This window comes from Psychrobacter pulmonis, from assembly GCF_904846465.1.
Classification (GTDB): Bacteria; Pseudomonadota; Gammaproteobacteria; order Pseudomonadales; family Moraxellaceae; genus Psychrobacter; species Psychrobacter faecalis.
Genome location: NZ_CAJHAT010000003.1, coordinates 1 through 13330 on the forward strand (window position 1 = coordinate 1; position 13330 = coordinate 13330).

Consider the following 13330-nt stretch of genomic DNA (forward strand, 5'->3'; position numbering starts at 1 on the left):
CTCTATCCTTATTAGACCTCCATCAAGACTAAAATTAATCTTAGAGTATTTTTAAAATTTAGTTAATAGTATTTTTAATTACTGTATAGTTATTTAAGATTTTTTAACTTTATATAGCTAAAAAGCTTCAAGTTATTGCTTTAGAAATAATCAAAAAACAAATCTTATCTCTTGTAATTTTATGAACTATTGTTAATTAATGAAAGTAGTCTTTAAGGACGTAAATTAAAATTTAAGACAAGCAACTTGTCTTTTATACCAAAGTTGTTAATATACTCCATTGTATTTTATTGCTGTTTCGGTATCAAACGTCTCATTATTTTGAGGGTTTGGTGTTAATAGGGAAGTTACTAGGAAAAAAGGTATGAGTGCAATTAGCCACGAAGAGCGCGTTCGTCACGAAGGTTTGCGTGAAAAAATCATGTCAGCAGAGCAAGCAGCAACATTTATCTTGCATGATATGAATGTTGGAATGAGCGGTTTCACAGGGGCAGGCTATCCAAAAGCCGTCCCAGCTGCGTTAGCAGAGCGTATAAAAGCGGCGCAAGCTCGCGGCGAAGAATTCAAAATCGGTTTATTAACCGGCGCATCGACTGCTGCAGAATGCGACGGCGTCTTGGCTGAAGCCAATGGTATCAAGATGCGCACGCCTTATCAGTCAGAGCCTGCGCTACGTAAGCAAATCAACGCTGGTGAAACGCATTATTTTGACATGCATTTATCACACGTCGCTCAGCAAAGCACCTTTGGTTTTTATGGTGACATGCACATGGCGGTGGTTGAAGTGGCCGGTATTTTGCCAGATGGTCGCCTGATTCCATCTACCTCTATCGGCACCAATAACGCATGGTTGCACAATGCCGATCAAATTATTTTAGAAGTAAATAGCCGCCAAAGCTTATTGTTAGAAGGTATGCACGATGTTTTTGATGACATTGGTTTGCCGCCGCATCGTAAACCGATTCCGATTACCACACCGGGTGAGCGTATTGGCGAGCCGTACCTAACTTGTGATTTGGATAAAGTCGTCGCCGTGGTCTTAACCGATTCACCTGACCGCAATAGTAAGTTTGCCGATCCTGATGAGTGCTCAACCAAAATTGCCGGCTACATTATCGACTTTTTCCATGAAGAAGTGAAAAAAGGCCGCATGCCAGCCAACTTATTGCCAATTCAGTCTGGGGTTGGTAACGTTGCCAATGCGGTATTGGCGGGCTTACAAGCCAGTCCGTTTGAGAACTTAACTGGCTATACCGAAGTATTGCAAGACGGTATGTTAGATTTGATTATGTCAGGAAAAATGACCCAAGCGTCGGCAACGGCGATGTCGTTAAGCCCAGAGGCGTTGGCGCGTTTTAATGCCAATATTGAAGAATTGCGCAAACGTATTATTTTGCGCCCACAAGAAATCACCAACCACCCTGAAGTATCGCGTCGTCTTGGCGTGCTCGCCATCAATGCGATGATTGAGTGTGACCTTTATGGTAATGTCAACTCAACCCACGTCATGGGTACCAATATGATGAATGGTCTGGGCGGCTCTGGCGACTTTGCGCGTAACGCCTTTACCTCAATGTTTGTCAGCCCGTCAGTTGCAAAAGGCGGCGCTATTTCATGCATCACGCCGATGGTGTCACACGTTGACCATACTGAGCATGATGTGATGATTATCGTCACTGAGCAAGGTTTGGCGGACTTGCGCGGTTTATCACCGCGTCAACGCGCGCAAAAAATTATTGATAATTGCGCGCATCCAGACTATCGCCCAATGCTACAAGATTATTATGACCGTGCTGCACAGACGGCTGGCATGCAAACGCCGCATTTGCTCGATGAATCTTTATCTTGGCATCAGCGTTATGTTGAAACTGGCGATATGCGCGTCAAAAAAGGTTTGGCTTTGGCGGTTTAGGTTTCAGTGCTTAACTAAATGCTTACTGAAAGGCTTAACGCCAAAATCAGTGCCATAGCTGATAACGCCATTAAAAACACCGCTTGTCTATTTAGATGAGCGGTGTTTTTTTCTTTAAAATACAGATACTTTAAAACTAAGGTAAAGGTTAAAAAAGTGGCTTTATAGGTATGTTTTTTAAAGGTTTAACTATGGCTGTTTAAATATTCAATCAATGGCTTAATGCCAGAGTCGGCAATCCCAACGCCTTGGGCGACTAAACGGCCGTCTTTATCTAATACAGATATCAAGTTAGAGTGGTTAATATCACCATTATCGGCAAATTGATATTTGATATTTAAGGTATTGGCAAGCATACGGGTGCTGGCTTCATCGCTACGAATCAGGCGCCAGTTATCACCAAGCTCATTATGCTCAGCAAAGTTTTTCATCACATCAACGGTATCGCGCTCAGTATCCAATGTCGCCAGTAAAAACTCCGTTTGCGCACGCGCTTCAGGCGTCATCTCTTTATACATCTGTTTCATCGTTTGCACCAAGATAGGGCAGGTATGCTGACAGCTGGTATAAGCCATCACCACCACTTGATTTTTGCCCTCAAGCTTATCAAGCTCAAAGGTATGGCCACGATGATCTGTCCAGTCGCCGCCTGCTTGATAAATAGAATACTCTTGCCCGAGCGCTTCTGCTGGTTCTTGGGCATTCATATCGGCATGATTCATCTGTTGATGATCCTTACCTTTCATGTCGTGATGATTATCTGTCGCGACTTTAGATTCAGAAGTAGTATCAGCTTGACTGTCTTGCGTTGTCGCCGAGTTAATCGCGTCAGGATTGCTACAGGCGAGTAAGCCAATACAGAGCCCAGTAGTCAAAGCCAGTTTGATAGCATAAGCCAGATGAGACAATGGCTGAGTTACTGTATTTTTTGAACTTGTATTTTGCAATCTTGTATTTTGCATAGTTTTTATTGTTTTCATAAGGCAATCCTTAAATACCATTAAATTCAATTGAGCATAAAAAGTAGGGCGCTGTGTTAAAAGGGTGTTAGGTTAAAGTAGAGCGCTATGTTAGGGCAAGTTAATTACTAGCACAGCGTAAACCTAGGCTGCTGACCGTGTATTTGGCTTCTAAGCTTGAGCGAAAACCATAGCGCATAAAGGCTGCATAATCACTTGGGTCGACCGCACCTGCTGCACCCGAGCCACAAAACATTTCTTGGTTTAGATTGCTGTCTGAACGTGATTCGCCAGTGACCAAACTATTATTAAAATTCTCTGTCCATTCCCAAATCAAACCGTGCATGTCTTTGACGCCCCAATAGTTGGCAGGGCTTTGTCCGACATCGGCAAGCTGGTCTTTATTACCTGCCGATTTACCATACCAATCAAGAATGCGTTGGTTGTAACCGGCCTCCAAGCTGCCATTTTTATTGGTAGTAGAAGCTTGTGCGACATATTCCCACTGTTCAACCGTTGGCAAGCGCTTGTTTTGCGCGCGGCAATATTGATTGGCGGCATACCATGAGACATTGACCACAGGCTTACGGAAATCCGCCTTTTTAGGCACAGAGATATTTTTGGTATTGATCCAGTGCTTTAGATAACCAGAATCGGCAAAAATAGGTGCAATGGCACGTTGGCGAAACTTTGGATTTTCTTTTATAAATTGATAAAACTGTATATTGGTGACGGGTAGCTCATCAATTTTGAATGTATCGACTGCCACCAATGGTGAATTTTTGCTCAAATATAACGGACGATAAGTGCCGGGCTGAATAGTCAGCTCTTTTGCTTGCGCTTGCGTGCTTATCAACGCAAAGTCGGTTGTGACGCTAAGAGTACTAACGACCAATAACAGTGCGAGCGGGCGAGCAGTCGTATCCACAATCTTCCGAATGTTCATTTTTAGCGTTTTGTTTTTATGAATGCTGCGAGTGTTGCTTTTGCGAGTGTTAGTAATGTAAGTCCATAACATAACTAATCTCCTAGTAAACCAAAAAAAGGACGGTGCCAAACGCTTGTTCAATCAGATACTGTATTGAAAATGACTGTTCAATGAGAGTTTTTTCATCGAACAGTCTAATTGCAACCCTATTAACTAGCGTAGCTTTCTAGGTTATTTACGAGCAGCTTTGACCTCTTCTGGCGTCACTTCACCACCTTTATTGCCCCAACTGTTAATAATATAAGTAACGACGTTGGCGATTTTTTCATCATCTAGAGCAACAGCTGGCATGACACTGTCGTACTCCTCGCCGTTGACGGTAATTTTACCCGTCAAGCCATGCAAGATAGCATCGACGGCGCGTTTAGGGTCTTCGTTGAGGTAGTCAGACTTGGCCAATGGTGGGAAGGCTTTTGGTATACCAGCACCATTTAATTGGTGACAAGCCGCGCAGTTACTAGCGTAAACAGACTCACCCATTTTAATTCTTTCTTGCTTGTTGGCAGCGGTCACGACAGGCGCTGGCGCATTGGTTTTACCAAGACTTTGTGCCGCTGAGCCTTCAGGTAAGTAGACGTCTTCACGCACTTTTCCTGAATATATTTTCTTGTCCTCTGCACCTTTGACATCGATGATACCAAGCGCACCTTTGTTAAATGCCCGGAAAATAGAGTGGTCAACCATCACAAGCTCGCCTGGGACATCTACTTTGAACTGGGTAATCGCAGCGCCCCCTGCGGGGATAAGGGTGGTTTGAACATTATGGTTTTCAGCGCTACCGCCTTCCATATTGACCTTGTCAAATATCTCACCAATCACGTGGAATGAGGACACCAAGTTAGGACCACCGTTACCAACGAATAGACGAACCGTTTCACCGACGTTGGCTTTCAATGAGTTTTCACCGGTGAGCGCCCCAACTGAACCGTTAAATAACACGTAATCTGGCTGCTCTTTTACCGCTTTTTCCATATCAAAAGGCTGCAGTCCTTTATCGCCATAGTTGCCTTTGGTATAAAAATCGCCCTGCATGACATAAAATTCACGATCAACCTTTGGTAAACCGCCTTCTGGCTCAACCAAAATTAGGCCATACATACCGTTTGCGATGTGCATACCGACGGGCGCTACCGCACAGTGATAGACATACAAGCCTGGTTTTAAGGCTTTAAAGTTAAACTCTGAGGTATAACCAGGAGAGGTAAACGAAGCAGCAGCGCCGCCCCCTGGACCTGTCACCGCATGTAAGTCAATATTGTGCGGCATTTTTGAATCAGGGTGGTTTGATAAATGGAACTCAATTTCATCGCCTTGACGTACGCGAATAAATTGTCCTGGTACCTGACCGTCAAATGTCCAGAAGTTGTACTCAACGCCATCTGCTAGACGCATGGTTTTTTCTACAGTTTCCATTTTTACGATGACTTTTGCCGCATAGTCACGATCGATGGGTGGTGGTACTTCAGGCGCATGGGTGATAACCGCATCAATCACTGGTAGCTCGCCATTTTTGGTGGTTGGCGCTTTGCTGTCTTTTGTGGTTTGAGTGGTTTCCACGCTGGTTGCTGTGGCCTTATCAGGGGTTGATTTATCACAACCGACCATTCCTACCGTACCAAGAGCAAGAAGACAAGCTAATGCAAGTTTAGAATAGCTGAGGGCTTGAGGCTGAGAGGTTGTAGAGTTAAAAAGACGCATAAGGCTCTCCAAACATTGAAAATAAGTGGCTCATTTAACAAAGATCGATTTATATCGGTTATTAGTATCCTAATGTGATAGTTAGATAAAGCGAAAATCACTATAGAAATGATAAGATTAAACAACAAAACTATAAAATGTTGAGCTAATAAATTGGCTTCCATAATATGTATTTTAAATGAATGTTTATAAATAAGCGAATTATTTGCGCAATATTCGTTCACGCTTTTTATACTGATGAGTTATAAATTTAATTAGGTGTTCTTAAGATTTGATGCACTAGAAAAGAGAGGAGTAAAGACTTTAAGAATTAAGATTTAAACGCTGAGATAAGCATTTTAGGATTTGAAAATTCTGCTCCAAATTAGTGAAGCTAAGTGGTTATTAAAATTAGCTATTATAGTAAGTTGGGTTAGTATTGTAAGAGTGGCAGACAGTTTATATTCAACGCTGATCGGAATTTTTGTCATTATTGCTATTTTTTCGATAAGACAGACGACGCTTGATGAGTAAGCCGACAATAACCATCAGGATTGATATACCAATGGCCTTAGTATAGGGGGCTAACACGCCTGCGACAGCGTCATAGTTTTGACCCAAGTAATACCCAGCTAGTGCCAATATCGCGGTCCAAATGCTGGCGCCTAAAGCGGTTAGCGCCAAAAAGGGTAAGAGCGACATTTTATTCATGCCAGCAGGGATGGAAATTAGCGAACGCACGCCCGGCACCATACGCCCAAAAAATACTGCCATTTTGCCATGTTTGTCAAACCATGCATTGGCATCGGTGATGTCAGTAGGTTTTATAAACACGTATTTGCCGTATTTCTCAGTGAACTCGACCAAGCGCGGTTCATCGAATTTATGGCCCAAATAGTATAAGGGTAGCGCACCCAGCACCGCGCCAAGCGTTCCAGTTAAAATAACCAAGACAATGCTCATCTCGCCTTTAGAAGCGGCGAAACCAGCAGCGGGCATAATAATCTCAGATGGGATAGGCGGGAAGACGTTTTCAGCAAACATGGCAAATATAATGCCAAAGTAGCCAAACTTTGCCATGATGCCGAGTACCCATTCACTCATTTGATCCATGTAGATCCTAAATAATTGGCAAATTGATGGCTGTCAGTTTATAACAGCCATCAGCTGATAAAAACTATCGACTGGTAAAGGTAATGGTTTTTGTGCCATTAGTAGATGGCTGGCTAATCGTTACTTTACTGTCTAAAATATCGCCGCGCGCATTGATTTTATAACATTCTGACGAGCTGCCGTTAGGATCGTTACTGAGCAGTAAGTTAGCCGAGGTTTCTATGCAAAACCACGCGGTATTATTGCTGTCTCTGGTTAAAGACCAATCTTGATTATAAGTGCCTATTTTTTTGCGCATGCTTCTATCGGCATAGACGTCTTCGGTAATCAATTTGCTCGATGAACCAACCGTTGCCATTTTGGGAATGGTTGTGGTCTGATTCGAGATCGAGTACTTACCTGAGCTGTCAGTGAAACCATGGAATACCAATGGATTAAGGGTAAAGTAATTAATGGCGACTGATTGATCAGTGACTTGATTGTTGACTTTATTAATGGTATTTACTTCAGCGCCTTGGACTTGTTTATTGTTAAATACCATGCTGCCTTTGGGCGTGACTTTGATGTCAGCAGAGGCGGTTTGATTGCCAACGTTTGCCACCAAGCTTTGACTGCGGGCTTTGGTATAAATATTGAGCATGGCCGCTTCAACGGGATATTGAGTGACAATATTGTTTGAATTGCCCGGCGTGGTGCCACCGTTCATGCCGCCTGCACAAGCGCTTAAGCCTACCGATACCGCGATAACTAATCCTAATTTTTTCATGGTGTATTTCCTCGATTTATTTGAGTTTTCTTTATTTAAATAATTATTACCTGCCTACTATAATCGAATTTTTAAGCGCTGACAGCTGCCGTGTATCCTTGTACCTGCCATTCTTACATCATTATAACAACCGATGATTTTGCAGAAATTTATTAAATAAATGCGTGGTAAAAATTCCTAACCAATTAAAATAGGATAAATCGCTGTTTTTTCTGCTCATACCTCTTTAGTCTGTTATCATTTCGTCCTGTAAAAACGCTAGTTTTACTCTATAAGTACCAATTATAAGCATCATTCGTTAGGACGTTAAAATGATCGTCAAGCAAAAGCCAAGCGCCATCAAACTGCTTTTTACCTTGCGTGGCTCCATTCTGCCCAAGGTCTATCCGCAGATTTTGCTCATTAGCTTAATTAGTGCCTTTATTACCAATATTCAGCACGGATTTCCCAGCTCTTTTTCTTCTTATAGCGTCGCGCCGTTTACCTTGCTTGGTATTGCTTTATCGCTGTTTCTAGGTTTTCGCAATAACGCCAGTTATCAGCGCTGGTGGGAAGCTCGAGGACTATGGGGGCAATTGGTCTATGATACGCGCAGCTTTACTCGTCAAGTGCTGTCTTATATAGATGATGAGAGTGAGAAAGGGCACGATAGCCAGCGCCGATTGGTATATTTAAGCATCGCTTTTACTCATGCGCTGCGTCATCGATTGCGTGACAGTGCGCCTTGGCAAGATGTTGAGCGTTTTGTTGAGCCCGTTTATCATACCAGCATGCAACAGGCGCAAAATTTACCGGATTATCTGCTGCGTCTGCTTGGTAAGGAGCTTGGCTATTGTCGGCAGCAGCGCTTGACGTCAGATCTTATGCTGCAAAATATGGACGAGCGCATCAATTCGATGACGGTGGTATTATCCGCCTGTGAGCGTATTCATAGCACGCCATTGCCGTTTGCTTATACGTTACTGGTGCATCGCACGACGTATTTGTACTGCTTTATGCTGCCTTTTGGTCTGGTTTCTTCTTTAGGCTGGGTGACGCCTTTGATTTGCGGCGTTATTGCTTATACCTTTTTTGGTTTGGATGCGCTCAGTGAAGAGTTGGAAGAGCCTTTTGGGCTGGCTGCCAACCAATTACCGCTGACCGCTTTATCCAGGAATATCGAGATTAATTTGCTAGAAGCCTTGGGTGAAACCGAGTTGCCGCCAAACATCATGGCTAAAAACGGCTATTTGCAATAATCTTTTTATCATAAAATGAGTATGGCAACAAAATTTACGCTATTAACATTTATGGCATAAAAAAGACCACTCTAGCGGTCTTTTTTATTTCACCTTGTCATAATGATTATTAAATGCCGTTTAAAAAACTTAGCAGCGTTTGTTGTTGCGTGGCAGGTAATTGTCTAAAACGTGTCTTAGCACTTTCTGCCTCACCGCCATGCCAAAGTATCGCTTCTGTCAAGCTGCTGGCGCGACCATCATGCAAAAACCGTGCTTCTGGGTCACGTGCGACAATACCGATGCCCCATAATGGCGGTGTACGCCACTCATAGCTTTCGGCATTTTTTTCTTTAACGCCGTCATCTAAACCTTTGCCCATATCATGCAGCAATAAATCGGTATAAGGATAAATAGTTTGCTGGGCGAGCAGCGGAAAGCGCCCGCTAGCGCCCGTTTTTTGTTTTGGCGTATGACAGCTCGCGCAGCCCACTTGGGTAAAGAGCTGCGCGCCTTTATTAAAGGTCGATAAATCAGCCACTCGGCGCTCAGGCACTGCCAAGGCGGCCATAAAATCGGTCACCGCATCCAAGCTGCTGTCTGAAACCTCAGGCGTGCCGCCATTGGGCGCTGTCCAACAAATCGGCTGATTGGCTGTACAATTGGGATCCATAAATACGGAAGTGGTCAAACCCATATCTTGTGACATGGCATTGGCGTTTTGGGTGCGTAGGCTTGAGTTAATCGCCTTCCAGCCAAAGCGGCCAATGCGCTGCTGTTTGCCGTCTTGTACCCAATGTACGCGCCCACTAATGCCGTCTTGATTGTTATCGTCAGGGTCAGCTGCCGCAATGATATCCGCCTCAGGAATCAAGTCGAGCAAACCCATGCCGACCAATTGCGGTGAGATGCGCCCACTGATAGCGGTATCTCCCAGCGGCTGATTGGGGTCGGTTGCGCTAAAGTTAAACTGGATACCGGTAGGTTGGTTGCCATTACTCGCTGTGATGGTGTAGCGCATTTTACCTTCGGCTGCGATGCTGGCATCGATACTTTGATGTTGCATTTGCTCGCCGTAATAAGTGTGCGCAAGCCCTTGTTTATTGCCGAGCCTAAATAATATAGCGTCACTTAGCTCGCCATCTGCCGCATAAATGGGTTTGCGTCCTTCAGCACTATGGCACTGGGTGCAGGCATTGGCGTTAAATAAGGGGCCAACGCCATCAAAGAGCACGCGACCCTGGTTGGCTGGCGTCCATTCGGTGATAAAGAGCTCACGACCTGGCGATACGCCGCCCAAGGCACTGCTTGGCAGATTGGGCATAATCTGTAAAAATGGCCTTGAGATATCGGCAGCGATGGTCGCGTTGCCACCGGCTGGTAGCCAATTGATATCAGTTGCAGGATTGTTTGGGCTGTCTGGGTTTTCAGGTATAGTTGGCGGCGTAGGCTGGCTAGGTAAATTCGGGGTGTTAGAGCTGTCATTGTTTGAGTTATCTGAAGCGTCCGAGCCGCCACAAGCGCTTAGTAGTAAAGTTACCGTTAAACAAAATAGCGCACGGCGTATGACAGGGAATAAAAGAGTAGAGAGAGGATTTGAAAGGTTTGGTGAGCAGTGATTTGGTGAATGAGGCAGTAGAGACATGGTAAGACCTAAAATGGCTAAAAATATCATTTATTAAATTATGAAAAAAAATACCAAAGATGAGTAAGCAGAAATTAACAAAACCATAATTTAACAAGGGCAACATGAATTTGGCTGCCCTTGTTCACTACATTTGCTATTGCATACTCATGTTAAAGATAAGTCGCGTTTATAGCTGGCTTGGTAAATTGACTGGCATAGGAGTGTTATACATCCAAACGTGGGTAGTGTCTTTATTACCGAGTGAGCCCTCAAAGCTCCAACCCCATGTAAAGAGTTGACCGTCTCTATGCGAGGTATTGGCATCTTTCTGCAGAGGTTTTTCATGCGCGATTAAGTGCATGACGCCCATAGCCATATTGTCGATATTTTTTAAGTGAGGTAATTTATTGGTCGGCTCATCTAAATCGTTGTAGACAGTTTTGCCTTCGCTATTTGTCTCCCCAAACATACCCCACGCGTAAAGAATACCATCTGTCGCTGAGCCATTTTCCGATGTTCCATTGTTCGATGACACATTGTCCAGTAACGCATAGCTGGCATTGCCATTCGCATAGATGCGGCGAATATTCTTATCAGTAAACCATGGCAGTTTGGTTGGCGTTAGAATGGTATTTGCCCAAGCGCTTTCAGTAGCATTGAATTTTTCGCCGTTATAACCTATTTGGCTACTGGCATTGAGCCCCCAAGCGTAGACGGCTTCTTTATTGGTTAGCGCCAATACATGGTCACGGCCAGCGGTAAGTTGGGTTACTTTTTCAAGGCCAATGTTTGGGTCAGAGGCAAGCTGAGGAGTAGGGACAATAGCGTTAGTAGTATGAACGTCAACATTGGTATGAGCGTTGGTATTGCCGCTCAGAACATCAATACGAATCGGCCTTGCATTAACATTGATACAGTTATTGGCTTTATTACATTCTTGACCGCGACCTAGATTGGCATAGGCGTCGCTGCCCCAACCCCAAACTTGACCTTTATCATCTAACGCGTACGAGCTATTGGCACTGGCCACCACTTGCACAATATGACCGATGTCAGCGGCTGCTGAAAAATCAACCTTAACCGGTGTGCTGCTATTTATCGTTGTAGCATTACCAAGCTGACCTTGGGTATTGGCGCCAAACGCCCACACGCTGCCGTCTTTGGTAAGTACTAAGTTATGCTTATATCCTGCCGCTACCATCACCGCATTGTCAATACCATCAATGGCACCGATATCTAGGCGGCAATCTTCTGTTTTACTACAAGTGTTGCGACCGGTGTTGCCGCGTCCTAATTGCCCAGAAATATCTTCGCCCCAACTATAAACCTGACCTTTAGCATCTAGCGCCAGCGAATGATTTTGGTTAAATTTAATAGACACAAGGTCTTTTGGTGCACTGTGCATCAGCATGGGAGTATCTGGATGACCCATGACGTCAGCAATTTTTGTGGTCATTCCCAGACCGGTTTGCCCATAATTATTGCGCCCCCAGCCATACAGCTGTCCATCGCGCAGAGCAGCTGTATGTGAGCCACCTGCGGCGACAGTATCGCCCAAATACACAGTTTTGATTGAGCGCATAATGTTGCCAGCATTATCTGTAGCTTCTAAGGTGATTTTATTGCTACCTAATGCCAATAAAATACGTGCGTTAAAATCTCCATTTGTATCGTCGTTTAACGTTTCCACTGGCTCTTCATTGCGCTTATATGTCAACGATTTGATGCCACTGCTATCTTGTACTTGCCCAGAGAAAAATATCGCCGCCACCGCACTATAGCCATCTGTAAAATTACTATCGGTGGTTAAAAGCGGCGGTGTCCCATCAATGATTGTGGTGTCATCAGAATCATTGCCACAAGCGGTTAGTATCAAAGTCGCGCTGATAAGTGCCACTGCTTGGGTAAGATGGGATAAGCGCATAAAAACCTCAATAAATTATCAATAAAAGATAGGTATCTGAATATAGGAAATAGCAACATAGCATAAAATGGGCGTAACTATGGATGCGAATAATATTACAAATGATAATTATTATCAATATATAAATAAAAATGTTGATTTAATATTTTAATGATAGGTGTTCTTTATATAAAGGGATGGTTAATGGTTTTATAGGGTGAATCGTAGAGCAGCATCCAAGGCAGGCGAATAAATATTATTGTTAGATAGGCTTTTATCTATGAAAAAGTAAGGTATATTAAGGAGGAAAGTAACTCATTTATACAGACTTGAATTTTTGAAAATTTGGTTCAATAACAAGCTATTAACATCATAATCAACCGCCCATAATTATGAGGATAATTTGAATAAAATAAGCAAAGAAGCCGCTGCATTTACGGCCTTGCCACTCAACATCCAAAACGCGTTAAAGCAAAATAAACGCATCGTCTTTATCGCCAATAACCCTTCTATTAGCACTGATAAACTTGAGCAGTTATTACGTTCGGATGATGTTTTGGTATTATTTAACCATTTCATCCACGCTGAGTTTTTTGCCAACCAGCCGCTCGCCAGTAGCCTGCCTAAATTGTTGTTTTTTCGCCAAATTGGGGACAGTAAACTGCATTTTGGTTTGCCACCGAGGAGCAATAATGTCGCGGTGATGAAGCGCATGGTAAAAGCGGCACCATTAGGTATTTTACTGAGCAATCAGCCTTATCAATTTCCTTTGCCCAGTGATGATCCAAGTCCCGATGATGACCCGATTGATGATGATCGCATACTGACGCTGCCACCAGCAGTGCAAGTGTTGTTGCAAGATGCGGCGCATCATAGCGTGTTATCGGAGCGCCATCCGGTTGTTGATGACTATCCTTACTTTACAGATATTCACTCTTCAGCCCCTTCGTCAGGATTTTTGTTGTATCGATTGTTGCTAGCGGCGCGCGAGCATGTGCAGCTGCTGCAAAACGCCACTCTGCCGCTACAATTATTAATGATAGGTTTTAATGACAATGATAAAACGGCGCACTTTTGGCAAGGGCATAATTGGGAATTTGAGCGCCATGAAATGAGTTCGCCGCCGCCAGAGGTGGAGATCATACGCCAGTATTAGGCAAGGGGAGAT

10 protein-coding genes are annotated in these 13330 nt (G+C 43.8%); 3 read left to right on the top strand and 7 right to left on the bottom strand.

The genetic code is table 11. From position 1 onward, the window contains the following. Positions 1 to 364 precede the first annotated feature (364 nt). Positions 365 to 1912, top strand: coding sequence for an acetyl-CoA hydrolase/transferase family protein (locus JMX70_RS06445; RefSeq protein ID WP_102076275.1), 1548 nt, complete (start codon positions 365 to 367; stop codon positions 1910 to 1912). A 185-nt stretch (positions 1913 to 2097) separates the two neighbouring features. On the opposite strand, the gene JMX70_RS06450 is transcribed toward JMX70_RS06445, so the two are convergent. From JMX70_RS06450 to JMX70_RS06470, 5 genes are all read right to left on the bottom strand, one after another. Next, positions 2098 to 2892 (bottom strand): SCO family protein, encoded by a 795-nt coding sequence (locus JMX70_RS06450; protein ID WP_201590633.1) that lies wholly within the window; start codon positions 2890 to 2892, stop codon positions 2098 to 2100. Positions 2893 to 2992: 100 nt separating this feature from the next. Continuing rightward, on the bottom strand, positions 2993 to 3889 hold the full coding sequence (locus JMX70_RS06455) for a formylglycine-generating enzyme family protein (protein ID WP_227671186.1): 897 nt from the start codon (positions 3887 to 3889) through the stop codon (positions 2993 to 2995). 141 nt (positions 3890 to 4030) lie between these two features. Beyond that, positions 4031 to 5557 (bottom strand): copper-containing nitrite reductase, encoded by a 1527-nt coding sequence (gene nirK, locus JMX70_RS06460; RefSeq protein ID WP_227671187.1) that lies wholly within the window; start codon positions 5555 to 5557, stop codon positions 4031 to 4033. Between the two features lie 444 nt (positions 5558 to 6001). Then, positions 6002 to 6649: a DedA family protein gene (locus tag JMX70_RS06465; RefSeq protein ID WP_201590634.1), complete on the bottom strand. Its 648-nt coding sequence runs from the start codon at positions 6647 to 6649 to the stop codon at positions 6002 to 6004. Between the two features lie 64 nt (positions 6650 to 6713). After that, on the bottom strand, positions 6714 to 7415 hold the full coding sequence (locus JMX70_RS06470; protein WP_201590636.1) for a hypothetical protein: 702 nt from the start codon (positions 7413 to 7415) through the stop codon (positions 6714 to 6716). Positions 7416 to 7726: 311 nt separating this feature from the next. Between JMX70_RS06470 and JMX70_RS06475 the strand changes: the two genes are divergently transcribed. After that, the gene (locus JMX70_RS06475; RefSeq protein ID WP_201590639.1) at positions 7727 to 8653 is read left to right on the top strand and encodes a bestrophin family protein; all 927 of its coding nucleotides are present in this window, start codon (positions 7727 to 7729) and stop codon (positions 8651 to 8653) included. 109 nt (positions 8654 to 8762) lie between these two features. Here the strand turns inward: JMX70_RS06475 and JMX70_RS06480 are convergent, their stop codons facing one another. Further along, complete coding sequence (locus tag JMX70_RS06480; RefSeq protein ID WP_201590642.1) at positions 8763 to 10277, bottom strand: di-heme oxidoredictase family protein; 1515 nt, start codon at positions 10275 to 10277, stop codon at positions 8763 to 8765. A gap of 169 nt (positions 10278 to 10446) precedes the next feature. Beyond that, the gene (locus JMX70_RS06485; protein WP_201590644.1) at positions 10447 to 12183 is read right to left on the bottom strand and encodes an RCC1 domain-containing protein; all 1737 of its coding nucleotides are present in this window, start codon (positions 12181 to 12183) and stop codon (positions 10447 to 10449) included. Positions 12184 to 12565: 382 nt separating this feature from the next. Between JMX70_RS06485 and JMX70_RS06490 the strand changes: the two genes are divergently transcribed. Next, complete coding sequence (locus tag JMX70_RS06490) at positions 12566 to 13318, top strand: hypothetical protein (RefSeq protein ID WP_201590646.1); 753 nt, start codon at positions 12566 to 12568, stop codon at positions 13316 to 13318. The last annotated feature ends 12 nt before the right edge of the window (positions 13319 to 13330 follow it).

Excerpts from the sequence above, each read along its gene's own strand:
- JMX70_RS06455 (WP_227671186.1), bottom strand. The coding sequence starts at position 3,889 with ATGTTATGGACTTACATTACTAACACTCGCAAAAGCAACACTCGCAGC.
- JMX70_RS06450 (WP_201590633.1), bottom strand. The coding sequence starts at position 2,892 with ATGAAAACAATAAAAACTATGCAAAATACAAGATTGCAAAATACAAGT.
- JMX70_RS06480 (WP_201590642.1), bottom strand. The coding sequence starts at position 10,277 with ATGTCTCTACTGCCTCATTCACCAAATCACTGCTCACCAAACCTTTCA.
- JMX70_RS06470 (WP_201590636.1), bottom strand. The coding sequence starts at position 7,415 with ATGAAAAAATTAGGATTAGTTATCGCGGTATCGGTAGGCTTAAGCGCT.
- JMX70_RS06475 (WP_201590639.1), top strand. The coding sequence starts at position 7,727 with ATGATCGTCAAGCAAAAGCCAAGCGCCATCAAACTGCTTTTTACCTTG.
- JMX70_RS06465 (WP_201590634.1), bottom strand. The coding sequence starts at position 6,649 with ATGGATCAAATGAGTGAATGGGTACTCGGCATCATGGCAAAGTTTGGC.
- nirK (WP_227671187.1), bottom strand. The coding sequence starts at position 5,557 with ATGCGTCTTTTTAACTCTACAACCTCTCAGCCTCAAGCCCTCAGCTAT.
- JMX70_RS06485 (WP_201590644.1), bottom strand. The coding sequence starts at position 12,183 with ATGCGCTTATCCCATCTTACCCAAGCAGTGGCACTTATCAGCGCGACT.
- JMX70_RS06445 (WP_102076275.1), top strand. The coding sequence starts at position 365 with ATGAGTGCAATTAGCCACGAAGAGCGCGTTCGTCACGAAGGTTTGCGT.